This window comes from Frateuria edaphi, assembly GCF_021117405.1.
Classification (GTDB): domain Bacteria; phylum Pseudomonadota; class Gammaproteobacteria; order Xanthomonadales; family Rhodanobacteraceae; genus Frateuria_A; species Frateuria_A edaphi.
The window spans coordinates 2124534-2147027 of the sequence record NZ_CP088251.1 but is presented as its reverse complement, the minus strand read 5'-3'; the positions used below and the strand labels follow the sequence as shown (position 1 = coordinate 2147027).

23 protein-coding genes, 2 tRNA genes and 1 other RNA gene are annotated in these 22494 nt (G+C 68.4%); 18 read left to right on the top strand and 8 right to left on the bottom strand.

Translation table 11 applies throughout. The features are described 5' to 3' along the window. Positions 1-807, top strand: a complete 807-nt coding sequence (locus LQ772_RS10145) for a ferritin-like domain-containing protein (RefSeq protein WP_231320604.1) — start codon at positions 1-3, stop codon at positions 805-807. 119 nt (positions 808-926) lie between these two features. Here LQ772_RS10145 and LQ772_RS10140 read toward each other — a convergent pair. Next, a tRNA-Pro gene (locus LQ772_RS10140) sits at positions 927-1003 on the bottom strand. 161 nt (positions 1004-1164) lie between these two features. Here LQ772_RS10140 and hisS point away from each other — a divergent pair. The 3 genes from hisS to LQ772_RS10125 are packed head-to-tail and all read left to right on the top strand — an operon-like array spanning position 1165 to position 4925. Further along, complete coding sequence (gene hisS / locus LQ772_RS10135; protein ID WP_231320603.1) at positions 1165-2541, top strand: histidine--tRNA ligase; 1377 nt, start codon at positions 1165-1167, stop codon at positions 2539-2541. A 35-nt stretch (positions 2542-2576) separates the two neighbouring features. After that, positions 2577-4505, top strand: a complete 1929-nt coding sequence (locus tag LQ772_RS10130; protein WP_231320602.1) for an HAL/PAL/TAL family ammonia-lyase — start codon at positions 2577-2579, stop codon at positions 4503-4505. Between the two features lie 15 nt (positions 4506-4520). Next, positions 4521-4925: a DUF6165 family protein gene (locus tag LQ772_RS10125; RefSeq protein WP_231320601.1), complete on the top strand. Its 405-nt coding sequence runs from the start codon at positions 4521-4523 to the stop codon at positions 4923-4925. A gap of 148 nt (positions 4926-5073) precedes the next feature. Here LQ772_RS10125 and LQ772_RS10120 read toward each other — a convergent pair whose 3' ends face one another. After that, positions 5074-6144 (bottom strand): glycosyltransferase family 9 protein, encoded by a 1071-nt coding sequence (locus LQ772_RS10120; RefSeq protein WP_425600784.1) that lies wholly within the window; start codon positions 6142-6144, stop codon positions 5074-5076. A 21-nt stretch (positions 6145-6165) separates the two neighbouring features. Here LQ772_RS10120 and LQ772_RS10115 point away from each other — a divergent pair, with 21 nt between their 5' ends. The 8 genes from LQ772_RS10115 (at position 6166) to LQ772_RS10080 (ending at position 11198) form a co-directional block, all read left to right on the top strand. Further along, entirely contained in the window at positions 6166-6894 is a 729-nt protein-coding gene (locus LQ772_RS10115) for a 3-deoxy-D-manno-octulosonic acid kinase (protein WP_231320599.1), read from the top strand. Next, complete coding sequence (locus LQ772_RS10110; RefSeq protein ID WP_231320597.1) at positions 6891-7649, top strand: MBL fold metallo-hydrolase; 759 nt, start codon at positions 6891-6893, stop codon at positions 7647-7649. Before LQ772_RS10115 ends, LQ772_RS10110 begins: the two co-directional genes overlap by 4 nt. A 79-nt stretch (positions 7650-7728) precedes the next feature. Continuing rightward, a tRNA-Ser gene (locus LQ772_RS10105) sits at positions 7729-7821 on the top strand. A 41-nt stretch (positions 7822-7862) separates the two neighbouring features. After that, an RNA gene (ffs, locus tag LQ772_RS10100) (signal recognition particle sRNA small type) lies at positions 7863-7959 on the top strand. Between the two features lie 130 nt (positions 7960-8089). Next, positions 8090-9757: a DNA polymerase III subunit gamma/tau gene (dnaX, locus tag LQ772_RS10095; RefSeq protein ID WP_231320596.1), complete on the top strand. Its 1668-nt coding sequence runs from the start codon at positions 8090-8092 to the stop codon at positions 9755-9757. 13 nt (positions 9758-9770) lie between these two features. Further along, positions 9771-10094, top strand: a complete 324-nt coding sequence (locus LQ772_RS10090) for a YbaB/EbfC family nucleoid-associated protein (protein WP_231320595.1) — start codon at positions 9771-9773, stop codon at positions 10092-10094. A gap of 97 nt (positions 10095-10191) precedes the next feature. Beyond that, entirely contained in the window at positions 10192-10791 is a 600-nt protein-coding gene (gene recR / locus LQ772_RS10085; protein WP_231320594.1) for a recombination mediator RecR, read from the top strand. Positions 10792-10853: 62 nt separating this feature from the next. After that, positions 10854-11198: a histidine triad nucleotide-binding protein gene (locus tag LQ772_RS10080; protein ID WP_231326009.1), complete on the top strand. Its 345-nt coding sequence runs from the start codon at positions 10854-10856 to the stop codon at positions 11196-11198. Between the two features lie 147 nt (positions 11199-11345). On the opposite strand, the gene LQ772_RS10075 is transcribed toward LQ772_RS10080, so the two are convergent. The 4 genes from LQ772_RS10075 to LQ772_RS10060 are packed head-to-tail and all read right to left on the bottom strand — an operon-like array spanning position 11346 to position 15868. Next, positions 11346-11945 (bottom strand): Slp family lipoprotein, encoded by a 600-nt coding sequence (locus tag LQ772_RS10075; protein ID WP_231320593.1) that lies wholly within the window; start codon positions 11943-11945, stop codon positions 11346-11348. A gap of 46 nt (positions 11946-11991) precedes the next feature. Further along, entirely contained in the window at positions 11992-13974 is a 1983-nt protein-coding gene (locus LQ772_RS10070; protein ID WP_231320592.1) for a transglutaminase TgpA family protein, read from the bottom strand. Further along, positions 13971-14924 carry a DUF58 domain-containing protein gene (locus tag LQ772_RS10065; protein WP_231320591.1) on the bottom strand — a complete coding sequence of 318 codons (954 nt, stop codon included), beginning with the start codon at positions 14922-14924 and terminating at the stop codon, positions 13971-13973. Before LQ772_RS10065 ends, LQ772_RS10070 begins: the two co-directional genes overlap by 4 nt. A 2-nt stretch (positions 14925-14926) precedes the next feature. Continuing rightward, positions 14927-15868: an AAA family ATPase gene (locus LQ772_RS10060; protein WP_231320590.1), complete on the bottom strand. Its 942-nt coding sequence runs from the start codon at positions 15866-15868 to the stop codon at positions 14927-14929. A gap of 136 nt (positions 15869-16004) precedes the next feature. Here LQ772_RS10060 and LQ772_RS10055 point away from each other — a divergent pair, with 136 nt between their 5' ends. Beyond that, positions 16005-17486, top strand: coding sequence for an ArnT family glycosyltransferase (locus LQ772_RS10055; protein WP_231320589.1), 1482 nt, complete (start codon positions 16005-16007; stop codon positions 17484-17486). A gap of 64 nt (positions 17487-17550) precedes the next feature. Here LQ772_RS10055 and LQ772_RS10050 read toward each other — a convergent pair whose 3' ends face one another. Further along, positions 17551-18129: a Maf family protein gene (locus tag LQ772_RS10050; RefSeq protein WP_231320587.1), complete on the bottom strand. Its 579-nt coding sequence runs from the start codon at positions 18127-18129 to the stop codon at positions 17551-17553. Beyond that, positions 18126-18584, bottom strand: coding sequence for a hypothetical protein (locus tag LQ772_RS10045; RefSeq protein WP_338029227.1), 459 nt, complete (start codon positions 18582-18584; stop codon positions 18126-18128). Before LQ772_RS10045 ends, LQ772_RS10050 begins: the two co-directional genes overlap by 4 nt. A gap of 110 nt (positions 18585-18694) precedes the next feature. Here LQ772_RS10045 and LQ772_RS10040 point away from each other — a divergent pair, with 110 nt between their 5' ends. The 5 genes from LQ772_RS10040 to fabG all read left to right on the top strand — a co-directional run bounded on the left by LQ772_RS10040 (position 18695) and on the right by fabG (position 22458). After that, positions 18695-19213, top strand: coding sequence for a YceD family protein (locus tag LQ772_RS10040; RefSeq protein WP_425600783.1), 519 nt, complete (start codon positions 18695-18697; stop codon positions 19211-19213). Between the two features lie 16 nt (positions 19214-19229). Beyond that, positions 19230-19421, top strand: a complete 192-nt coding sequence (gene rpmF, locus LQ772_RS10035) for a 50S ribosomal protein L32 (protein ID WP_231320586.1) — start codon at positions 19230-19232, stop codon at positions 19419-19421. 152 nt (positions 19422-19573) lie between these two features. Beyond that, positions 19574-20548, top strand: a complete 975-nt coding sequence (locus LQ772_RS10030) for a beta-ketoacyl-ACP synthase III (protein WP_231320585.1) — start codon at positions 19574-19576, stop codon at positions 20546-20548. A gap of 167 nt (positions 20549-20715) precedes the next feature. Next, the gene (gene fabD / locus LQ772_RS10025) at positions 20716-21654 is read left to right on the top strand and encodes an ACP S-malonyltransferase (RefSeq protein WP_231320584.1); all 939 of its coding nucleotides are present in this window, start codon (positions 20716-20718) and stop codon (positions 21652-21654) included. Between the two features lie 60 nt (positions 21655-21714). Continuing rightward, positions 21715-22458: a 3-oxoacyl-ACP reductase FabG gene (fabG, locus tag LQ772_RS10020; RefSeq protein ID WP_231320583.1), complete on the top strand. Its 744-nt coding sequence runs from the start codon at positions 21715-21717 to the stop codon at positions 22456-22458. The last annotated feature ends 36 nt before the right edge of the window (positions 22459-22494 follow it).

Here is a 22494-nt window from a genome sequence, read left to right as displayed (position 1 = left end):
ATGACCGACCTGCACCAAGCCGCCCGGCGCTGCCTCGACGCCAGCGATCCGGAAGAGAAACTGCGCCTGACCCACGACACATGGCGGGCACTTCAGGCGGGCGAACTTCATCCGGATTCCGAGGCGTCGCCTCCGGAGCCGATCGCAGCCCCGGGCCGGCCGCCACGTCCCGGCCTGGTCGAAGCACGCCACGTCCCGCAGCGCGGGCTGGGTACGCCCGAAGGCCGGGCCGCGCTGGTCCACGCCATCGCGCATATCGAGTTCAACGCGATCAACCTGGCGTGGGATGCGGTCTACCGTTTCCGCGGCTTCCCCGATGACTACTACCGCGACTGGGCCAGCTGCGCCCACGACGAGGCGCGCCATTTCGCCATGCTGAGGGACCGGCTGGCCGAGCTCGGTCACGCTTACGGCGATTTCGATGCCCACAACGGCCTGTGGGAGATGGCCGCAAAGACCGCGCACAGCGACCTCGCCCGCATGGCGCTGGTGCCGCGCGTGCTGGAGGCGCGGGGCCTTGACGTGACGCCCGGCATGATCGAGCGCCTGCGCGGCGTCGGCGACGGGCGCACCATCGCCATCCTGGACATCATCCTGCGCGAGGAGGTTGCCCACGTGGCGGCAGGCACGCGATGGTTCCGCTGGTGCTGCGAGCGCGACGGGCTGGAACCGCGCGCAACGTTCGTGCAGCTGCTGCGCGATTACATGGGGGGAAGCCTGCGCGGGCCTTTCAACCGTCCCGCGCGGCTGGCGGCCGGTTTCGATGCGGAGGAAATGGATCAGCTGGCTGCCATGGCCACCACCTGACCTTGCGGGGAGCGCCGTTCGGCGCGACCGCCACGCACTTCGGTCGCGCACCAGGATGCACTCCTGCGGGAGCCCGCCAAAGAAAAAGCCACCGCTAGCGGTGGCCTTTCCACGAACCTTGGTCGGGGTGACATGATTCGAACATGCGACTTCTACGTCCCGAACGTAGCGCTCTACCAGGCTGAGCTACACCCCGTGGAGCCGCGTATCTTAGTGAGCCGGCGCGGGCTTGGCAACATCCCCGCGGCTTTTTTTCGCGCATCGCGCGCCGGGGCGGGCTTGCCCTTCTGCTAACCTAGGCGGCTGCCGTTGCGCGGCCTTCAGCGCCGCTCCCGTTACCCGCAAGCAGAGGATTCCATGGCGCTTACCCCGGCCCGCACCATGCCCGGCGTGCTCGAGTTGCTGCCGCTGGACCAGATCGCGTTCCAGCGCATGCTCGACACCATCCGCCGCAACTTCGAGCGCTTCGGTTTTCTGCCGGTGGAAACGCCGGTGATCGAGTTCTCCGACGTGCTGCTGACCAAGAGCGGCGGCGAGACCGAGCGGCAGGTGTACTTCGTGCAGTCCACCGGCGCGCTGGCCAAGGAAGGCACGCCGGAACTGGCGTTGCGCTTCGACCTTACCGTGCCGCTTGCGCGCTACGTCGCCGAGCACGAGCACGACCTGTCGTTCCCATTCCGCCGCTACCAGATGCAGCGTGTGTACCGCGGCGAGCGCGCGCAGCGCGGCCGGTTCCGCGAGTTCTACCAGTGCGACATCGACGTGATCGGCAAGGACAGCCTGACCACCCGCTACGACGCCGAGCTGCCGGCAGTCATCTACAGCACCTTCCGCGAGCTGGACATCGGTGCCTTCACCATCCAGCTCAACAACCGCAAGCTCATGCGCGGCTATTTCGAGAGCCTGGGCGTGGCCGACGCCGAACAGCAGATGCTGGTCCTGCGCGAGGTGGACAAACTCGACAAGCGCGGTCCCGACTACGTGCGCGACACGCTGACGAGCGAGGCCTTCGGCCTGTCGGCCGACGTCGCGGCGAAGATCCTGGACTTCGTGCAGGTGCGCTCGACTTCGCTGCAGGACGCCTTCGCCAAGCTGGACGCGCTGGGCAGCGGCTCCGAGGCGCTCGAACAGGGCAGGGCGGAACTGAAGGAAGTGCTCGGCCTGATCCGCGACTTCGGGGTGCCCGAATCGCATTTCGCCCTGAACCTCTCGATCGCCCGCGGCCTGGACTATTACACCGGCACCGTCTACGAGACCACGCTCAACGACCACCCGCAGATCGGCTCGATCTGCTCGGGCGGCCGCTACGACAACCTGGCCAGCCAGTACACCAAGTCGAGGCTGCCGGGCGTGGGCATCTCGATCGGCCTGACGCGCCTGTTCTGGCAGTTGCGCGACGCCGGCCTGCTGGGCAACGCGCGCAGCACCGTCGACGTGCTGGTGACGCAGATGGACCCTGCGCAATTGCCGGCCTACCTTGCCATCGCCAATGAACTGCGCACTGCCGGCATCGCTACCGAGGTGGTGCTGGAGAGCGGCAAGCTCGGCAAGCAGTTCAAGTACGCCGATCGCGCCGGCATCCGCTTCGCGGTGGTGCTGGGTGAAGACGAGCTGGCCAAGGGCGTGGTCACGGTCAAGGACCTGCGCCGCGGCGATCAATTCGAAGTGGCGCGCGGCGAGCTGGTCAAGGCGTTGCGCGTGGAACTGGAACAGGCAGCGGCGATGGGGCAGTGAGCCACGGGCTCACCCACGAACACGACGGAGCACCGGTGGACAAGATCATTCTCGATGGCCGCAGCCTCACCCGCGCGCAGCTGGTTGCCGCGGCGCGCCGCAGCGTGCCGGTGGAGCTGGACGCGACGCAGCTCGAGCGCGTGCAGCACGCGGCCGATTTCCTGGCCGACAAGGTCAGTTGCGGCGAGCCGACCTATGGCGTGACCACCGGTTTCGGCAGCAACGCGGACAAGCTCCTCGGCGGGCATCGCATGCGCGACGAGCTGGCGGTGCAGGATGCGTCCAAGGGCGGCGCGAGCCTCATGGAGGAGCTGCAACACAACCTGATCGTCACCCACGCCGTCTGCGTGGGCAAACCGTTCGCGCCGGAAGTGGTGCGGGCGATGCTGGTGATCCGCATCAACACGCTCATGCGCGGCCATTCCGGTATCCGCGTGTCCACGCTCCAGGCGCTCACCGCGATGCTCAACCGCGGCGTGGTGCCGGTGGTGCCGGAGAAGGGTTCGGTCGGCGCCAGCGGCGATCTCGCGCCGCTCTCGCACCTGGCGATCGTGCTGCTGGGCGGTGGCGAGGCTTTCTTCGACGGCGAACGACTGCCGGGCGACGAGGCGCTGAAGCGTGCGGGCCTGGAGCCTATCCGGTTGTCGTTCAAGGAAGGCCTGGCGCTCAACAACGGCACGGCGCAGATGCTGGCCACCGCGGTGCTGGCGCTGGACGAGCTTGAATACCTGCTCGGCGTGGCCGACCTTGCCGCGTCCATGACGCTGGACGCCTTCGCCGGCCGCAGCGGCGCGCTGCGGCCCGAGGTGCACGCGCTGCGTCCGCACCCCGGTCAGGTGGAGGCGGCGTCGCACGTGCGCCAGCTCCTGGCCGGTTCGACGCTGGTCGACATTCCCTACCACCTGGTGCCCCGCTTCAAGCCGTGGTCGGCCGATGCGTGGACGCTGCCGGAGGACCAGGCACTGTCCTTCGACATCGGCTGGGACTGGGTGCCGGCCAACCAGCGTCATGGCCGCGAAGCGTTCTACGACCGCTTCCTGCCGTTCAAGGGCGGCAAGAAGCACCAGCCGCAGGACGCCTATTGCCTGCGCTGCATGCCACAGGTGCACGGCGCTGTACGCGATGCCTGGGCGCAGGCCTGCCGCGTGATCGACGTCGAGCTCAACTCGGTGACCGACAATCCGCTGATCTTCCCCGATGCCGAAGGGGCGCAGTTCATCGAGGAGCAGGTGATCTCCGCCGGCCACTTCCACGGCATGCCGCTGGCGCTGGCGATGAGCTACGTCAAGGCCGCGATCCCGGTCCTGGCCTCCATCTCCGAGCGACGACTCAACAAGCTGGTCGACCCGGCCACCAACGACGGCCTTCCGGCCTTCCTCACCGGAAACGAGGACGGCACCGATTCGGGCTTCATGATCGTGCAGTACACCGCCGCCGCGCTGGTCAACGACCTGGCCACCCGTGCGCATCCGGCCAGTGTGTATTCGATCCCCACCAGCGCGAATGCCGAAGACCACGTCTCGATGGGCGCCAACGAGGCGCGCCACGTGCTCGAGATGATGGAGGACCTGGGTCACGTGCTGGCGCTGGAGCTGTACACCGCGGCGCAGGCGCTCGATTACCGCCGTGAAATGCTCAACGCCGCGCGCCGCCTGGCCGCGCGCGGCGAATGGCTCGCGCTGGCCGCCAAGATCGGCAATGCGCCACGCGAAGGCCATCCGCACTACCCACAGTTCGAGCGGGAAGTGCGCCAGCTGATGGCGGCGCTGGCCGGCAGCGAGGAGTTCCACGCCGGCACCGCCGTGCAGACCGCCCACGCCCTGCTGCGCGAGCGGATCGCCTTCATGCACCGCGATCGTGCGATGGATGGCGATATTCGTACCGTCTGCGCGCTGCAGCAACGGCGCGCGTTTGCAGCGGCGGCCCATCCGTGGCTTGTCGCCGACGTCGTCGATTACCCCTGATTCCCCGGAGTCCCCATGAGCCTCATCCAAGTCCCGGTTTCCTATGGCGAGCTGATCGACAAGATCACCATCCTGGAGATCAAGTCGCGCCAGATCAGCGATCCGGCCAAGCTGGCCAATGTGCGCAACGAGCTGGACCTGCTCAACGCGACCTGGGCCAACGACGCTGCCTCGCAGACCGACATCGGTGACGAGCGCGCGCGGCTGCTCGCGGTCAACGAGGCGCTGTGGGACATCGAAGACCGCATCCGGCTGAAGGAGAAGGCGCAGGCGTTCGACGCCGAGTTCGTCGAGCTGGCCCGTTCGGTGTACTTCCGCAACGACGTGCGCGCGGCGGTCAAGCGCGAGATCAACCTCAAGCTCGGATCGCAGCTGGTCGAGGAAAAGTCCTACCAGGATTACCGCTCGCCGGGCGCGTGAGGCGGCCCGTCGGCTCCGCCGCCGTGCGCTGCGCTCAGGTTGAAGGGTTCAGAGACCCGTTAGGCTGAGCGTGGTCCCCCAGGCGAGGTCGAAGCGTCTGCTCCACACCTGCGTCCGGATCCCTTGCCCTTCGGGAGAGGGAGCCGCATCAGCCAAGCCCGCGCGATGAAGCAAACGCCTCGAACCGCTCGATCACATCGTCCACACCGATCAGCTCCATCACGCCGGGGCGCTCGATCTTCGTTCCCCAGGGCAGCTCGCTTGCCGGCTTGCCCAGGAAACGGCGCGCGGCCTCGTCATACTTGTCCACGCACCAGCTGCGATCCGAATACGGTCCGGAGCGGTTCGGATTGCTGGCCGCGTGAAGCCCCAACACCTTGGTGCCGACGGTATTGGCCATGTGCATCGGCCCGGAATCGGGCGTAAGCAACAGTTGCGCTCGACCACACATGGCGAGCATCCGCTTGAGCGTGTCCTTGCCGGTGAGGTCCAGCGGCGGACGCCTGCAGGCCGCCAGCACCGCATCGGCCATCGTGCGCTCGCCGGGGGACGGGCCACCTACCAGTACTACGCGCCAGTCGTGGGCCAGCGCGTGGTCGATCACGGCCGCGTAGCGTTCCGGATACCAGTTGCGCAGGGCATGGCTGGACGTGGGACTGACCAGCAGGGTGGGCGTCTCCCCCGATAGTTGTTGCTCGGCCCACGCGTGCGCTTCCTCGGGGACCGGGATGTCCCAGCGCACCTGCGTCTGCTTCAGCCCCAACGGCTCGCAGAAGCTGCCGATTGCATCGAGTACGTGCTCGCCGGTGCGCGCGGGGATGCGCTCGTTGATCACGAGGCTGTGCAGGTCCTTCGAACGCGCGCGGTCGTAGCCGACACGCCGATTGGCATGGATGCCCAGGCTCAGCAGGTTCGAGCGCGCCGCTACCTGCATCTGCAGCAACGCGTCGAAGCGCCGTCCGCGCAATTCATTCCAGACCGCGCGCATCCCGGCCAGGCCGGCGCCTTTGTCGAAGGTGACGAACTCCACCCCCTCGATGTCGCCGACGAGCCTGCGCTCGAGCTTGCCCACCACCCAGGTCAGCGCCGTCTGCGGCCAGGCCCGTTGCAGCGTGCGCACCAGCGGTACCACGTGGGTGACATCGCCGATCGCCGAGGTGCGCAGAAGGCACAGCGTGGGGGGAGCGGGCAGGGGGCTTGGGCTAGAATCGACCGGCATGAACGTCTCCTTCGACCGCACATGATGATGCAGGAGCAGATCCGCGAGGAAGCCGGCGGCGCGATGCTGTTCGATGCCTCGCTGGCGAGCGGCGTGGACAACGACTGGTTCGACCCCGGCTACTGGCGTGCCCGCGATGCGCTCGAGGTCCAGGGTGGCGGACGCGGCGGCGTGGCCATGATCGACACGCCCGCCGGCGCGTGCGTCTTGCGCCATTACCGCCGTGGCGGCCTGGTCGCCCGCTTCAACCGCGATCGCTATCTCTGGACCGGTGCCGCGCACACGCGCAGCTTCGCCGAGTTTCGCCTGCTGGCGCATATCGCCGCGCTGGAACTGCCCGCGCCGCAGCCGGTGGCCGCACGCTTGTGTCGTCACGGGCTTTTCTACACCGGCGACCTGATCACCCGGCGCATCGACGGTGCGCACACGTTGGCGCAATGTCTTGCAGACGGCCGGCTGGATGCGGACCTGGCGCGCGAGACCGGCGCCCTGGTCGCGCGCTTCCACCGCGAGGGAATCTGGCACGCCGACCTGAACGCGCACAACGTGCTGGTCACCTCCGAGGCGCTCTACCTGATCGACTTCGATCGCGGCGCACTGCGCACGCCAGCAGAAGCCTGGCGGTTGGCGAACCTGGCGCGACTGCGCCGCTCGCTGGTCAAGCTCGGTGCCGCGGAGCGCATTCCCGATTTCCAGGCGGCCATCTGGGGTCCGCTGGTCTACGGCTACGAACGGACAATGGGCGCATGAACTGGTCGTTGCGTTTCCTCGGTGTCGGCGCCGCCCATGCGGTGGAACTGGGTTCCTCCGCCGCGGTGCTCGAACACGGCGGCAAACCCATGCTGCTGATCGATTGCGGCCCGGACACACTGGATCGCTACCAGGCGGCGTACGGTGAGTTGCCGCGCGCGATCTACATCACCCATACCCACCTCGACCATGTCGGCGGCATGGAGCGGCTGTTCACCCGGCTGTGGTTCGACGAGGCGCTGCGAGGCAACGTGCGCATTTTCATCCACGCGGCCCTGGTGCCCTGGTTGCAGGCGCGCGTGGCCGACTACCCGGGCGTGCTGGCCGAGGGCGGCGTCAATTTCTGGGAGGCGTTCCGCCTGGTGGCCTGCAGCCGCGGCTTCTGGCTGGACGGATGGTGGTTCGATGTTTTCCCCACGCGGCACCATCGACCGAATACGTCCTTCGGCCTGGCACTACACGGCAGCTTCGTGTTCACCGGCGATACCCGGCCGGTACCGGAGATGCTGGCGCAGTTTGCAGCGGGCGGCGAACGCGTCCTGCACGACTGCGGGCTGGTCGGCAATCCGTCGCACAGCGGCGTGGACGACATCGAGCGCGAGTACGACGAGGGATTGCAGCGGCAGCTGGTGCTCTACCACTATGGCAGCGCCGCCGATGGCGAGGCGCTCCGGACGCGTGGCCATGCGATCGCCCGGCCCGGCGGCGGCCTCGTGCTGCCCCCGCCCTTGCCGCCCCACCCGGACGCCGGTTGATTCGCGCAGGTTGTGTCGGTCGGGGGAGATCGCTATCCTTCCGCTTCTTTGCCAGCCCGTCGGGTGGCAAGGAAGATCCGGAGAGGTGTCCGAGTGGTTGAAGGAGCACGCCTGGAAAGTGTGTATACGGCTTATACCCGTATCGCGGGTTCGAATCCCGCCCTCTCCGCCAGTTTCAAGTAGGGCCTGAAAAGCCCACGTCCATGGTGGCCCCGTCGGTCCCCCCGCGACGATAGTCCGCAAACTCCGCCAGGTCCGGAAGGAAGCAACGGTAGTGGATGATTCGGGTGCCGGGGTGTGGCTGGCGGGGCCGCCGCCATTTCGGGGCTCCGACGCGCTCGGCTGACTTGCCGGCGTCGACTTGGCACAATCGGCCTCCGCCCCCAAGTCATTACTGACTTCGAGGCTACCCGCCCAGCCCGCAGAACAGGCTCCAACGCATGTCCTATCAGGTTCTCGCCCGCAAGTGGCGCCCGCGCAAGTTCGTCGAGCTGGTCGGGCAGGAACACGTGGTGCGCGCGCTGACGAACGCGCTGGACACCGGGCGCATGCATCACGCGTACCTCTTCACCGGCACGCGCGGCGTGGGCAAGACCACCATCGCGCGCATCTTTGCCAAGTCGCTCAACTGCGAGCGGGGCGAATCGGCCGATCCCTGCGGCGAATGCGCCGTCTGCACGGCGGTGGATGCCGGCCGCTTCGTCGACCTGCTGGAAATCGACGCGGCCAGCAACACGGGCGTGGACGACGTGCGCGAGGTGATCGAGAACGCCCAGTACGCACCGGCGCGTGGCCGCTTCAAGGTGTACCTGGTGGACGAGGTGCACATGCTCTCCAAGCCGGCCTTCAACGCCTTGCTCAAGACGCTGGAGGAGCCACCGCCGCACGTTAAGTTCCTGCTGGCGACGACCGACCCGCAGAAGCTGCCGGTGACCGTGTTGTCGCGTTGCCTGAAGTTCAACCTGAAGCGCCTGCTGCCCGAGCAGATTTCCGGGCAGATGCGCCACATCCTGGAAGCGGAAAAGATCGTTTACGAGGACGCCGCCATCGGCGAACTGGCGCGCGGTGCGGACGGCTCGCTGCGCGACGGCCTCTCGCTGCTGGACCAGGCGATCGCCTACGGCGGCGGTGCGCTCAACGCCGACGACGTGCGGGCGATGCTCGGCAGTGTGGCGCGCGGCCAGGTGCTGGGTGTACTCGATGCGCTGGCCGATGGCGATGGCTCGCGGTTGATGGCCGAGTGCGAGCGCATCGCCTCGTACTCGCCCGACTTCGGCGGCGTACTGGACGACTTGGCCGCGACCCTGCATCGCGCCCAACTGATGCAGCTGGTGCCGGGCTACCACGCCCAGAGCGATGGCGAGGATGCGGAAAGCCTCGCTGCGCTCGCCGAGCGCATGCAGCCGGAAGACGTGCAGCTCTACTACCAGATTGCCACCACCGGTCGACGCGATCTCGCGCTGGCGCCCGACGCGCGCACCGGTTTCGAGATGGCGCTGCTGCGCATGCTGGCGTTTCGCCCGGGCGGAGCGGACGAACCCGCGCCGACCGAACGCATGCCGCGGCCGGCGCCCGCGGCGCGTCCGCCATCGCCCATCGGGCGCGCCGAGCCACCCATGCTCAGTGCCTCGCCCATGCCGCGCGCTCCGGTGGCCTCCGCGCCCGCACCGATCACGCATGCGGCCCCGGTCGCGCGTGCGCCGGTGCCGACCGATGCCCGCGGTCTGCCGCGCTGGGACGCACTGATCGAACAGGCGGGCCTGCGTGGCCCGCTCGGCCAGCTGGCACAGAACGCCGCACTACGCGAGCGCGACGGCAACACGCTGGTGCTGGCGCTGCAGCCGGCGCACATGCACCTGGCCGTCGAGCCGATGGTTGGTCAAATGGCCGACCGCATCGGCGACGTGCTGGGTGAGCGCATCAAGCTGCGCTTCGTCGCCGACAGTCAGGGCGCCACCCAGACGCCTGCCGCCCGCGCCGCCTCGGCCCGCGAAAGCGCGCAAAGCGCCGCCGAGCAGGCGATCGAGGAGGATCCGCTGGTGCAGTCGCTCAAGCGCGAGTTCGGCGCCCGCGTGGTACCGCAGTCCATCAAACCCATCGAAAGTTGAGCGGAGCAGAATCATGAGAGGCCAGATCGGTCAGCTGATGCAGCAGGCCCAGCGCATGCAGGAAGACATGAAGCGTGCGCAGGAGGAGATCGCGAAGATGGAAGTCACCGGCAGCTCCGGCGGCGGCCTGGTCACCGTACTGATGACCGGCGCGCACGAGGTGCGCCGCGTGCAGATCGACCGCAAGCTGTTCGCGGACGACCCGGAGATGGCCGAGGACCTGATCGCGGCCGCCGTCAACGACGCGGTCAACAAGGTGGCCGAGGCCAGCCGCAACAAGCTCGGCGGCGTGACAGCCGGGATGAACCTGCCGGCCGGCTTCAAGATGCCGTTCTGACCACGACCTTCGTAGGAACCCATTTGCGGGCGATGCTCTTCCGGCCATTCGGAAAAGAAGCTCCGCCCGCTTCCTGCAGTTGTCGATACCAGAAACCATGACAGGCTCGCCCTTACTCGCCAATCTCATCGAAGCCCTGCGCTGCCTGCCCGGCGTGGGTGGCAAGAGCGCGCAGCGGATGGCTTTCCACCTGCTCGAACGCGAGCGCACGCGCGGCCTGAAGCTGGCCGGCGCGCTGCGTGAGGCGATGGAGCGCATCGGCAACTGCACGCGCTGTCGCAACTTCAGCGAGGAGCCGGTGTGCGCGCTGTGCGCCAGCACCAGCCGCGACCGCCACGTGCTGTGCGTGGTGGAAACGCCGACCGACCTTGCCGCCATCGAGCAGGCCACCGGTTATCGCGGACAGTACTTCGTGCTGCTCGGCCGTCTGTCGCCGCTGGACGGATTGGGTCCGGAGGAACTCGGCCTGGCGCAACTGAGCGCGCGCCTGGGTGAGGGCGAGATCGAGGAGATGATCATCGCCACCAACCCCACCGTCGAAGGCGAGGCCACCGCGCACTACCTGGCACAGCTGGCGCACGCCGGCGGGGTCAAGCCGACGCGGCTGGCCCACGGCGTGCCGCTGGGCGGCGAACTGGAATACGTCGATCGAGGCACCCTGGCGCATGCCTTCGGCAGCCGCCAGGCGCTGGAATGAGCGAGCGCGCCGCGCTCGCAGGGTATGCTGCTGCGCCTGTGAATCCACGCGAGGGCTCGGGCATGGGCGACACCATCTTCGGCAAGATCATCCGGCGCGAGATCCCGGCCGACATCGTTTTCGAGAACGACGACGTGGTCGGCTTCCGCGACCTCAATCCGCAGGCGCCGGTGCATGTGCTCTTTATCCCGAAGAAGCCGCTGCCGACGCTCGACGACGCGCAACCGGCCGACGCCGAACTGCTCGGCAAGGTGCTGCTCGCCGCGGCCGATTACGCCAGGCAGGAAGGGCTTGCCGAGCAGGGCTACCGCACGGTGATCAACTGCAACGAACATGGCGGCCAGACCGTGTTCCATCTGCACGTGCACCTGCTGGCCGGCCGCCGGATGAGCTGGCCGCCGGGCTGAGCGACTTTTCTATGGGCGCTTGCGTTGTGCCTGCCCCGGCTCACCGGTCCCAGCGTGTTCGCTCCTGCTGGAATGTCCGCGATGCGATGCATTTAGCGGCAACAGAAACGCCGGCCCTGGGCCGGCGTTTTTGAGATCGAACCGCGCTTACTTGTGCGCCGGTTTCGGCGCCGGCGCCGGCGGCGGGCGCACGATGATCACGCGCGGGCGGTTCCAGAACGGGTCGCCCCACGGACCCCAGTAGGGACTACCCCAGCCCGGCCCCCAGAACGGGTCGTAGTAACCCGGCGGGTAGCGCACGGTTACCGGACGCTTGGGCCACAGGTACACCACGTCGGCCGCCACGCGCGGGTAGGCATAGTCGTAATCGCCCACCTTCTTCGTTACGGTGCCCTGCAGCGTACCCGTCACCGTGAGCTCGCGGCCACGGGTAAACACCTCCGGATCGTAAAAGCCTTCGTGGCAAGCGACGAAGCGGCCCTCGGTGGCGCCGCTGGTGTCGCTCTCCGGCCGCGCCTGCTTGTCCAGCGGACGGGACAGCAGATAGAAGCAGGTTTCCTGCGGTCCGGGTTCGGTACTGATGATCTCGCCGCCCCAACGCACTTTCGCACCGCCGGCACCGCCCTGCTGGGCGCCTGCCGTGCTCACGTCGGAGTAGGTGCCCTGCAGCGGCTGGGGCACCGTTGCGCAGGCGGTCAGCAGGCCGAAGGCGGTCGCCAGGCCTAGAGGACGGTAAGGAAAGGACATGGTGGTTCTCCCTGGACAGCGGCTGCCCTGGCAGCCGCATGGATATTCATTTGACCACGCGCCGGGGCCGGAATTCCCGTACCGCCCGCTGGAATTCCCGCAGCAGTTCAGGCACCGGTTCGTCGTGTGCATAGCGCAGTTCAAGGTAGCGGTTCATCAGTCGCTCCAGTTCAGCGCGCTGCGCCGGCAGAGCTCGCGCGGCGCGGCGCAGGTAATGCTGCGGCCCTTCGCTGCGACGGCGCGTGATGCCGGCGCGCGCGAGCCTGGCCTCTAGCCGGCGTAGCGCCTGGCTCAACGGCTCGGGCCGTTCACGCCGCCACAACGCCCAGCCCACGCCGATGGCAACAAACAGTGCGGTGCCGATCGCCAGCAGGATGCCCAGCATCGCCGTGCCGGTGTCGTGGATGCCGAACGGCGTCAGCAGACCGCGCTGGCGCAGCGCATCGAAACCGATAACGCCCTGGGTCCACCAGTGGTTGACTACATCCCACTGGTTGCGTAACGACGCCAGCCAGCTGGTTTGCACCCAGCCGAGCTGGTCGCCGGCCGCCGCCGCCGCGCCCTGGCTTACGCGCTCCGGCCGCACGGCGGCGGTGGGGTCGACACGCGTCCAGCCGCGACCTTCCAGCCACACTTCGCTCCAGGCGTGCGCATCGGACTGGCGTACCAGCAGGTAGTTGCCCAGCGGATTCCAGTAACCGCCCTGGTAGCCGGTGACCACTCGCGCGGGGATGCCAGCCGCGCGCATCAGCACCGTGAAGGACGAGGCGTAGTGCTCGCAGAAGCCCTCGCGCGTGCCGAACAGGAAGTCGTCTACGGCGTTGCGGCCCAGCGGCGCCGGCGACATGGTGTAGCGGAAGGCGCCATCGTGGAACAAGGCCAGCGCGTCATCGACGATCGCTTGGTCGTCGCCTGCACGGCGCGCCCGCCATTGCGCCGCCAGTGCGTGCGTACGGGGATTGAGCCCCTGCGGTAGGCGCAGGGCGAAACGTCGCGCGGCTTCAGGCAGCTTCGGCTGCAGGTGGTAGTAGAGCGCCGAGCGGAGCGCGTAATGCAGTGGCTCGCGCACGGGCTTATCGCTGAACACCTCGCGGTTGGGGCTTAGTCGCGCTTCCGCCGGTGCCTCCATCGGCATGCCCAGAGCCGGTAGGACGGTGCGGTCGGTCGGTTCCAGGTCGACCTGGTAGCCCGTCGTAACACGAGCTTCCAACGGCTCGAGTGGCCTCGCGCGGCCGTCGGCGAGGCGCAGTTGCACGTGCTCCCAGGTGCGACCGTCGTACGCCCACATCACGTAGGCGCGGAAGTAGCGCTGCTCGGGTGGCGGGGGTGGGCCGTCAAAGGTGACCCGCATCGCCGGGCGCTCGTCGTTCAGCAGTTCGACGAAATCGCCGGGCGACATCTGGTCGCTCAGCCCAGTGCGCGCTTCGGTGCGGTTGGGTGCTCCCCACAGCGGCGAACTCAACCGCGGCACCAGGGCGAAGGCAAGCAGGGCCAGCGGCACGGCGGCGGCGAGCAGGGCGAGACCCGGCAGCAGGGCACGTGGCAGGCTTGCCGACGCCTGCGCCGGTTCCAACGCACGCAGGGTGGCCAGGGCGGGCAACAGGCCCAGCGCCACCACGAAAGTGGCTACCAGGCCCTGGTCGAACAGCAGCGCGGCCATCAGCCCGAAACAGGCAAAGCTCACGCCGACCTTGGCATCGCGCGGCGCCTCGCTTTCCAGCAGCTTGAGTACCAGCAGGCCGACGGCCAGTGCGGATCCGGGTTCCTGGCCGAAGATCGTGCCGTAGGTGAAGACGACGGCGATCGCCAGCAAGGCCAGCAACGGCAGCTTGAGCAGCATCGGCGGAGGCGTGCCATGCCGGCGCCGCTGCCACCAGCGCAGCGCGAGTACCAGCGCCAATGCGGCCACCAGCCACCAGGGCAGGTGTGATGCGTGTACGCCGAGGACGCAGGCCATGGTCAGGCACAGCAGGTCGAACGCGCGGCTATCCAGCGAGGGTCCGGTCGGGCGACGTGTCACGCCGATCATGGCAGCGACGCCAGGGCGCTCATGCAGCGCGCGTAATGGCCTGGACCGCTTCCCACCTCGATGGGCAGCCCCGGCAGCCACAGGCTGTGACGGCGGCCCGCGGCGTGCGCCTCGCCCAGCCAGCGGGCGAGACGGGCGATGCGGGCCTCGGTGTCCATCCCCTCCAGTTCGCGCCAGTCCAGGCGCCACTCGGGACGCGACTCGGGCTGTTCGAAATCCTTACTGAGCAAGTGTCCCAGCCGTGCGCTGGCCTTCCATGCGATGTGCTTGCGCGGGTCACCGCTGCGGTAGTCGCGCAGGGCGGCCAGGTCCTCGCCGCGGTGCAGTCGGGGGCGCAGGCCCTCGTCGGCGGGCAGCAGCGGTGGTGGTCCGCCGCTTTCGGGGTGCGGCCAGACCAGCACGGACTGTTCCGGATGCATCCAGCTCCAGGCGCGAAACAACCCCAGCGGCCACGTCGTCCACACGCGCACTCGCGGCAGGGGCTGCCAGCCACGTTGGCGGGTGGCCAGCGGCAAGGTGACGTCGGCCTTGCCCGAGGCGTCGATGGCGAACGCCTGGCAGGCATCGCCCAGGTCGATGCGGATCGCGCTGCGTGGCCGGGTCGATTCGAATTCGAGCGTCAACGCCAGTGGCTGACCCGCAATCGCCTGCCCCGCGCTAACGCTGGCCAGTGCAAGCCCGTCGAGCGCGCGGAACGCGATCAGCATGCTGGCTGCGCCGGACGCACCCAGCATGCAGGTGAGCAACAGGGCGGCGTTGTTGGAGTAATTGAGCGAGCCGACCAGCATCACCAGCAGCAACACGGTGAAGCCGATACCGAAGCCGGTCGGCACGATGTAGATGCGCCGCCGGTTCAGTTCGATCGGCATCGGCTCCGGGCGGCGGAAGCGGGTGAGCGCAGGCAGCCGCCGTTCGGCCAGCTGCTGCAGGCGGCGCAGCGCGTCGCGCATTGTCAGTCGACCGCGGTATCGGCCAGCAGCGCGCGGGCCAGCGCATCCCCGCTGGCGCCGCGCGAGGGCACCAGCCGGTGCGCGGCCAGCGGTACGAACAACGCCTGGATGTCCTCCGGCAGCACGTGGCCACGGCCACTCAGCAGGGCCCAGGCGCGCGCCGCGCCGAGCAGGGCGATGCCGGCGCGCGGTGACAGTCCCACACGGATGTCGGCGTGACGTCGGCTTGCCGCGAGCAGTGCCTGCAGGTAATCGAGCAATGCGCTGCTGGCAGTGATGCCCTGCGCCTGGAGGTGCAGCGCGGCCAGGCTCGGCGCATCCAGTTGCGGCGTGAGCTGGGCGAGCAGGTCGCGACGATCGCTGCCGCAAAGCAGCGCGCGCTCGGCGGCGGCATCGGGGTAGTCGAGCGAGATGCGCAGCATGAAGCGGTCCAGCTGCGAATCGGGCAGGGGGAACGTGCCGTGCAAATCCAGCGGGTTCTGGGTGGCGACGACGAAAAACGGCTGGGCGAGCGTGTGCGTCTGGCCGTCCACCGTGACCTGGCCCTCGGCCATCGCCTCCAGCAGCGCGCTCTGCGTCTTGGGCGTCGCGCGGTTGATCTCGTCGGCGAGCATCAGGCCGGTGAAGATCGGACCCGGATGGAAGCGGAACTGGCCCGTCTCGCGCTCGAACACGCTGACCCCGATAATGTCCGACGGCAACAGGTCGCTGGTGAACTGGACGCGCTGGAAGTCCAGCGTGAAGCTCGCAGCCAGCGCGTGCGCCAGCGTGGTCTTGCCCACGCCGGGCACATCCTCCAGCAGCAGGTGGCCGCCTGCGACCAGGCAGGTAAAAGCCAGCTTCACCTGGCGCGGTTTGCCCAGCAGCACGCGGTTGACCTGGGCCATCGCCGCTTCCAGGCGCGGATGGAGCGTTTCTTCGGACAGCGGAGTGGTGGCGGACATGGGTTCCTGGCAGTCGGCACGGGCGGAACGCGGGGAGGGCCGGTCGAGTGTAGCGGCCGGTCTCGCGCGCTGGCGAGGCGGGTTCCTCATTGCGTTCGCCGCTCTGCTCGTTCTCAAGGGCATCGTCGCCGCCACGATGTCGCCATTTGGCGACGAGGCGTTCTACTGGCTGGAAAGCCGGCACCCGGCCTGGGGCTACAGCGATTTGCCGCCGCTCACCGCATGGCTGATCTGGCTGGGCGAACGGGTCGCCGGACATGGCCTGTTCGGCATGCGCTGGCCGTTCCTGATGCTGGGCAGTGCGTTGCCGTGGGTGATGGTGGCGTTCGGGCGGCGCGCGTTCGACGCGCGCACGGGTTGGCAGGCCGGTCTGTTGTGCCTGGCCTTGCCGCTGGCCGGCACCTTCGGCGTGATGGCCATGCCGGACGTGCCACTGACCCTGGCGGTCGCGGTGGCGCTCTATGCGCTGCTGCGCGCGATGGACGAGGAGCGGCTGCTCCCCTGGCTGCTGCTCGGCGTTGCGCTGGCGGTGGCATGGTTGACCCATTACCGCGCGGCGATGGCGATGCTGGCCGGGCTGTTGCTGCTGGTCTTCACGCCACGCGGTCGCGGGCAGTGGCGCCGGGGCGGATTATGGCTGGCGCTTGCCGTGGCGACGCTGGGGCTGGTCCCCCTGATCGTGTCGAACTGGCGCCAGCACGGTGCGGGGCTTGCGTTCCAGCTGGTCGATCGCAACCCGTGGAGTTTCCATGCCGATGCGCTGGTGCAGCCGCTGGAGCAGGCGATCGCTTGCACGCCGGTGCTTTACGTCCTGCTGCTGTGGGCGTTGTGGCGCAGCTGGCGCCAGCGCGAAGAAGGGGCTCCGTGGGACTTGCTGGCGTGGACCTCGCTGGGTTTCCTGGTGCCGTACCTGGTGTTCGGGCTGTTCGCCGACGACCTTCGCTTTCGCGCGCACTGGCCGTTGCCCGGCTACCTGCCTTTGCTGGCGGCGTTGCCGGCCTTGTGCCGCGAGACGGGCCGGGGCTGGCGCGTGGCCACAGTGGCCGGCGGTGTGCTTGGCGGCATGGGAACATTGCTTGGACTGGCTTACCTGGCGCTGGCGGCCAGCCCGCACGGCGCCGAAGTGCTGGCTGCGAGCAAGGCCTTCCCGACCAACTTCGTGGGTTGGCGCCAGAGCGCGGCGCAGGCACGCACCCTGCTGGGACAGAAGGATGCAGTGCTGGTAGCCGACAATTTCATGCTCGCCGCGGAGCTCGAGTTCCAGCTCGACGGACGCCCGGTGTATTCGCTGGACAGCACGCTCAACGTCAAGCATGGCCGCGCGCCGCAGTTGGCGATCTGGGGACGCGACGAAGCAGGGCTGCGCGCCGCGCATGCGGGCGCACCGATGTTGCTGGTGGTGAGCGAGGTGATGCGCGAGCGCGAGAAGCTGGAGCGACTTGGCGCGATCTGCGGAAGCATCCGGTCGCCGGAGCTGGCCACGCGGTTGGTGCTGTTCGACGGGCGCAAGAGCTTTGCTTATTACCGCGGTCGGGTGCCGGCGGAGCCACTGGCACGGGTTGCCGATCCGGCGTCCTGCCTGTTCTGGCGCAACGCGCAAGCCTTGCCGCGACCGTAGGGTAGGTTTCAGCCCACCAAGCGTCTCGCCGAAGCGACTGCCGGGCTGGAGCCTGGCAGCCGATTTACGGAATGGCCAGGCCGGCCTCGCGTAGCAGCCGCGCCAGCGCGATCAATGGCAGGCCCACCAGCGCCGTCGGGTCGCTGCTGTCGATACGGTCGAACAGCGAGATCCCCAGGCCCTCGCATTTGAAGCTGCCAGCGCAATCGAGCGGCATCTCGCGCTCGACGTAGCGGACGATCTCCGCTTCCGTGAGCTGCCGGAACCGCACGCGCGTGGTGTCCAGGTGCGTATGGCGACGCCCATCGCGAGTGTCGAGCAGGCATAACCCCGTGTGGAAGTGCACCTCGCGGCCGGCGCAATCGGCCAGCTGGGCCCGCGCGCCATCAACGCTGCCGGGCTTGCCCAGGGCGCGCCCATCGAGTTCGGCGATCTGGTCCGAGCCGATCACCAGCGCCCCGTCGAGCCCGCGTGCGGCGCCTTCTGCCTTGGCAATCGCCAGTCGCAGGGCGCCTTCGGCCGGGGACTCGCCGGGCGCCAGGGTTTCGTCCGCGCCGGGCGCCCGCTGTTCGAAGTCCGGCGCCAGCCGTCGCAGCAGCTCCGCGCGGTAGCGCGAGGTGGAACCCAGGACCAGCCGCGTCATACGTCCGATTCGCGGCGGATGTGTTCGCGCATGGCGTCGTCCAGCTCGTGGTGCGCGCGCTCCAGCGCCCGCACCAGCGGGCGCAGCCGGGCGCGGGTCTGGCTCATGTCGGCAGCCGCCTCGTCCAGGCCCTGCTGACTGGCGTCGGGGGCACAGTCGCGGATCCACAGCCGCTGCTGCAGCAGCGAGCGCAGGCCGGCGTCGATCGCCTGCTTGGCTTCCTGCTCGCCGGCGGCCGGCTGGTCGGGGTTGAAGGACATCACCGCATGGGCCTGCTTGAGGCCTTTGCGGCACGTTTTCAGGTCCGATTCCAGCTGGTCGGCCAGCTCCAGCAACCGGTGCATGCTGTGGCGCCGCCGTTCCAGCCTGCGCCGCCGGCCCACCAGCACGAACGCACCGGCGCCCACCAGCAGCAGGCACATCGCGGCGAGGCCAAAGGCAAGGGAAGCGGGCACAAGGAGAACCGGTTACGATTGGAAGGGCAGTCTGCCGCAGTCCCGACGGCAGGCAAAGCCCGGGTGGCGCGGTTGACTTGGACCCCCGTCGACCCTAAGATTTCGCGATTATGTCCGTGACACTGCCAGAGTCCGTGGACGCTTGGCGCATGGTCTCGGCGCGGCGTTCGTTCGCCGGAGCGCTCCCCGTGGCCGCCATGTCCCGCCTGTGCGGGATGCTGGCCGGCAACGAAGGGGCGGCCCAGTACGCACTGGATTTTGGTCGCGACGATTTCGGCACGGCCTACCTTCAGGTGCATGTCGAGGCGCCGCTGACGCTGACCTGTCAGCGTACGCTCGAACCGTTCGTGCTGCCCCTGACGGTGGACAGCCGGCTTGGCCTGATCCGCAACGAGCGCGAAGAAGCGGCTCTGCCGCCGGGTTGCGAGCCGCTGCTGGTTGATGACGACGGCAAGCTGGACCTGGCCGCCGTCATCGAGGACGAATTGCTGTTGGCAGTGCCGCTGGTACCGGTCAACCCGGACAGCAGCTTGCCACCCGAAGTGACTGGCCCCGGGCCGGAGGAATCCGTGCCTGAGCCCAACGACAACCCGTTCGCGGTTCTGCGCGAACTCAAGAAAACCGATTGAAGCCGGAGATACACCCATGGCCGTTGCCAAGAGCCGCAAGACCCCGTCCACCCGCGGCATGCGTCGTTCGCACGACAAGCTCAAGACCGTGCAGCTGGCGACCGACCCGACCAGCGGCGAGGTGCACCTGCGCCACCACATCACGAAGGACGGCTACTACCGCGGCAAGAAGGTGATCGACACCGCCGCGGCCGTCGACGCCGAGTAAGCGGCTTCCATCGGACGCAACAGGGCGGCGCGGCGACGCGCCGCTTTGCGTTTCGGCGTCCGCGAACGTAACGTTGCGGTTTCGGCGTGGCTGGACATCGGCGCAGCAGCCCCGGCGCCAGTTCCTCGCCTCCGCATGCAGATGGAAAGTCCATGGCCTCGACCTACGCCCGCATCATCGGCACCGGCAGCGCGCTTCCCGAGCGCGTGCTGAGCAACTTCGACCTGGAGAAGTTCGTCGAGACCAGCGACGAGTGGATCCAGTCCCGCACCGGCATTCGCCAGCGCCACGTCGCCGCCGAGGGCGAGACCACCGGCGACCTGGCCTTCCTCGCCGCCGAGCGCGCGCTCGCCGCCGCTGGCGTCAAGGCTTCGGAGCTCGACCTGATCGTGCTGGGCACCACCACGCCGGACCTGATCTTCCCGTCGACCGCCTGCCTGGTACAGCACCGCCTGGGCGCCAACGGCTGCGCCGCATTCGACGTCAACGCGGCCTGCTCCGGTTTTGTCTACGCGCTGGGCGTGGCGGACAAGTTCATCCGCAGCGGCCAGACGAAGAAGGCGCTCGTGATCGGCGCCGAGACGCTGACGCGCATGATCGACTGGAAGGAGCGTGAGACCTGCGTGCTGTTCGGCGACGGCGCCGGTGCGGTGGTGCTCGAGGCCAGCGACGAGCCGGGCATCTACGCCACCTGCATGCATGCCGACGGCGGCCACAAGGAATTGCTGTGGAATCCGGTCGGCGTGTCGGTCGGCTTCCGCGACGAGCCCAATCATGGCGTGCGCATCAAGATGGCCGGTCGCGAGGTATTCAAGGTCGCGGTCAAGACACTCGACTCCCTCGTCGAGCAGACCCTGAAGGCCGCCGGCATGGAGGCTTCGCAGCTCGACTGGCTGATTCCGCATCAGGCCAACCTGCGCATCATCGAGGCCACCGCCAAGCGGCTGAACATGTCGATGGACCAAGTCATCGTGACCGTCGACAAGCACGCCAATACCTCGTCGGGTTCGGTGCCGCTGGCACTGGACTACGCGGTGCGCTCGGGCAAGGTGCAGCGCGGGCAGAACCTGCTGCTGGAAGCTTTCGGCGGCGGCTTCACCTGGGCTTCGGCGCTGCTGCGCTACTGAGTCCGACTGCCCTGCCGCGATGCCGCCTTCGGGCGGCATCGTCGTTTCCGGCGTGGCCGATAAGCAAGGTCCGAGGAGCGCCAGCAGTCGCGCGCAGAACCTATACGGCTGCGTACGCGCGCCGCTGCTGGCATCATCGCCTTTTTGCCTTTGACGGATCGACACCGATGACCGATACCTCCGCCTCGCTCGCCTTCGTCTTCCCCGGCCAGGGATCGCAATCGGTTGGCATGCTGGCCGACCTCGCCGCCGCGCACGCGGAAGTGCAGGCGACTTTCGAGGAAGCGTCGCAGGGCGCCGGCGTCGACCTGTGGCAGCTCAGCCAGCAAGGTCCAGAGGACCAACTGAACCGCACCGAGAACACGCAGCCGGCGCTGCTGGCGGCGAGCGTGGCGGTGTGGCGCGTGTGGGCCATGCTCGGTGGCGCGCGGCCTGCGCAGCTGTCCGGCCACAGCCTGGGCGAATACAGCGCGCTGGTCTGCGCCGGCGCCCTGTCGCTGCACGATGCCGCCGCGCTGGTGGCGGAACGCGGTCGCCTGATGCAGGCGGCGGTGCCACCGGGCGTGGGTGCGATGGCGGCGATTCTTGGCGGTGACGATGCGCAGATTGCGCAGGTGTGCGAGGAGGTCGCGCAGGGCCAGGTTGTCTCCCCGGCCAACTACAACTCGCCCGGGCAACTGGTGATCGCCGGCAACGCGGAGGCGGTCGACCGTGCCCTGGTGAAGCTCGCCGAGCTGGGCGTGAAGAAGGCGGTCAAGCTCGCGGTGTCGGTGCCCTCGCACTGCGCCCTGATGCGCGAGGCCGCCGATCGGCTTGGCGAACGCATGGCGGCGATCGATTGGTCGCTGCCCACCATCCCGGTGGTGCAGAACGCAGAGGCGCGCAGCTACGGCAACGTGGAGGAAATCCGCGGCGCGCTGCAGCGCCAGCTTTACCTCCCGGTGCGCTGGACCGAATGCGTACAGGCCCTTGCCGGCAACGGCGCCACCCGTGTGCTCGAGTGCGGGCCGGGCAAGGTGCTCTCGGGTCTCATCAAGCGCATCGACAAGGGTTTGGATGCGCGCGCCATCGGCGCGCCGGCCGAACTCGAAGCGGCGCTGGCGTAAACCACCTCTGACGGGACGGGCCTCGCGACCGTCCCAGGATTCCTGCAAAAGGGCATGACGATGAGCAAGATTCTGGAAGGAGAAATCGCGCTGGTCACCGGCGCCAGCCGCGGCATCGGCGCGGCGATCGCCGACGAGCTGGTGGCGATGGGCGCCACCGTGATCGGTACCGCCACCAGCGAGAATGGCGCCACGGCCATCGGCGAGCGCCTGGCGGCGAACGGTGGCCACGGCCGCGTGCTGGACGTGACCGATGGCGCCGCGGTCGAGGCATTGATCGACGCGATCGGCAAGGAATTCGGCGCCGTCTCGATTTTGGTCAACAACGCCGGCATCACGCGCGACCAGCTGCTGATGCGCATGAAGGACGAGGACTGGCAGGCGATCATCGATACCAACCTGACCTCGGTCTACCGCACCTCCAAGGCCGTGATGCGGGGCATGATGAAAGCGCGCAAGGGTCGCATCATTTCGATCGCCTCGGTGATCGGCCTCACCGGCAATCCGGGGCAGGCCAACTACGCGGCGGCCAAGGCCGGCATCATCGCCTTCTCCAAATCGCTGGCGCGCGAGATCGGTTCGCGCGGCATCACTGTCAACGTGGTCGCGCCCGGTTTCATCGATACCGACATGACCCGCGCACTGCCGGAGGAATCGAAGCAGGCGCTGCTGGGGCAGATCGCGCTGGGCCGCCTGGGCGAGGCGGGCGATATCGCCAAGGCCGTGGGTTTCCTTGCTTCGCCGGCTGCCGCCTACATCACCGGGGAAACGTTGCACGTCAATGGCGGCATGTACATGCCCTGACGTATGGCGCGGTTGTCGCCAAGAATCCGTTTTTAG

Bases quoted from the DNA above. Each gene is read 5' to 3' on its own strand.
- LQ772_RS10040 (WP_425600783.1), top strand. From the start codon at position 18,695: ATGTCCGTGACACTGCCAGAGTCCGTGGACGCTTGGCGCATGGTCTCG.
- recR (WP_231320594.1), top strand. From the start codon at position 10,192: ATGACAGGCTCGCCCTTACTCGCCAATCTCATCGAAGCCCTGCGCTGC.
- LQ772_RS10065 (WP_231320591.1), bottom strand. From the start codon at position 14,924: ATGCGCGACGCGCTGCGCCGCCTGCAGCAGCTGGCCGAACGGCGGCTG.
- LQ772_RS10060 (WP_231320590.1), bottom strand. From the start codon at position 15,868: ATGTCCGCCACCACTCCGCTGTCCGAAGAAACGCTCCATCCGCGCCTG.
- LQ772_RS10050 (WP_231320587.1), bottom strand. From the start codon at position 18,129: ATGACGCGGCTGGTCCTGGGTTCCACCTCGCGCTACCGCGCGGAGCTG.
- LQ772_RS10030 (WP_231320585.1), top strand. From the start codon at position 19,574: ATGGCCTCGACCTACGCCCGCATCATCGGCACCGGCAGCGCGCTTCCC.
- LQ772_RS10075 (WP_231320593.1), bottom strand. From the start codon at position 11,945: ATGTCCTTTCCTTACCGTCCTCTAGGCCTGGCGACCGCCTTCGGCCTG.
- LQ772_RS10125 (WP_231320601.1), top strand. From the start codon at position 4,521: ATGAGCCTCATCCAAGTCCCGGTTTCCTATGGCGAGCTGATCGACAAG.
- hisS (WP_231320603.1), top strand. From the start codon at position 1,165: ATGGCGCTTACCCCGGCCCGCACCATGCCCGGCGTGCTCGAGTTGCTG.
- dnaX (WP_231320596.1), top strand. From the start codon at position 8,090: ATGTCCTATCAGGTTCTCGCCCGCAAGTGGCGCCCGCGCAAGTTCGTC.
- LQ772_RS10090 (WP_231320595.1), top strand. From the start codon at position 9,771: ATGAGAGGCCAGATCGGTCAGCTGATGCAGCAGGCCCAGCGCATGCAG.
- fabD (WP_231320584.1), top strand. From the start codon at position 20,716: ATGACCGATACCTCCGCCTCGCTCGCCTTCGTCTTCCCCGGCCAGGGA.
- LQ772_RS10120 (WP_425600784.1), bottom strand. From the start codon at position 6,144: ATGCCGGTCGATTCTAGCCCAAGCCCCCTGCCCGCTCCCCCCACGCTG.
- LQ772_RS10055 (WP_231320589.1), top strand. From the start codon at position 16,005: ATGTCGCCATTTGGCGACGAGGCGTTCTACTGGCTGGAAAGCCGGCAC.
- rpmF (WP_231320586.1), top strand. From the start codon at position 19,230: ATGGCCGTTGCCAAGAGCCGCAAGACCCCGTCCACCCGCGGCATGCGT.
- fabG (WP_231320583.1), top strand. From the start codon at position 21,715: ATGAGCAAGATTCTGGAAGGAGAAATCGCGCTGGTCACCGGCGCCAGC.
- LQ772_RS10145 (WP_231320604.1), top strand. From the start codon at position 1: ATGACCGACCTGCACCAAGCCGCCCGGCGCTGCCTCGACGCCAGCGAT.
- LQ772_RS10110 (WP_231320597.1), top strand. From the start codon at position 6,891: ATGAACTGGTCGTTGCGTTTCCTCGGTGTCGGCGCCGCCCATGCGGTG.
- LQ772_RS10080 (WP_231326009.1), top strand. From the start codon at position 10,854: ATGGGCGACACCATCTTCGGCAAGATCATCCGGCGCGAGATCCCGGCC.
- LQ772_RS10070 (WP_231320592.1), bottom strand. From the start codon at position 13,974: ATGATCGGCGTGACACGTCGCCCGACCGGACCCTCGCTGGATAGCCGC.
- LQ772_RS10115 (WP_231320599.1), top strand. From the start codon at position 6,166: ATGATGATGCAGGAGCAGATCCGCGAGGAAGCCGGCGGCGCGATGCTG.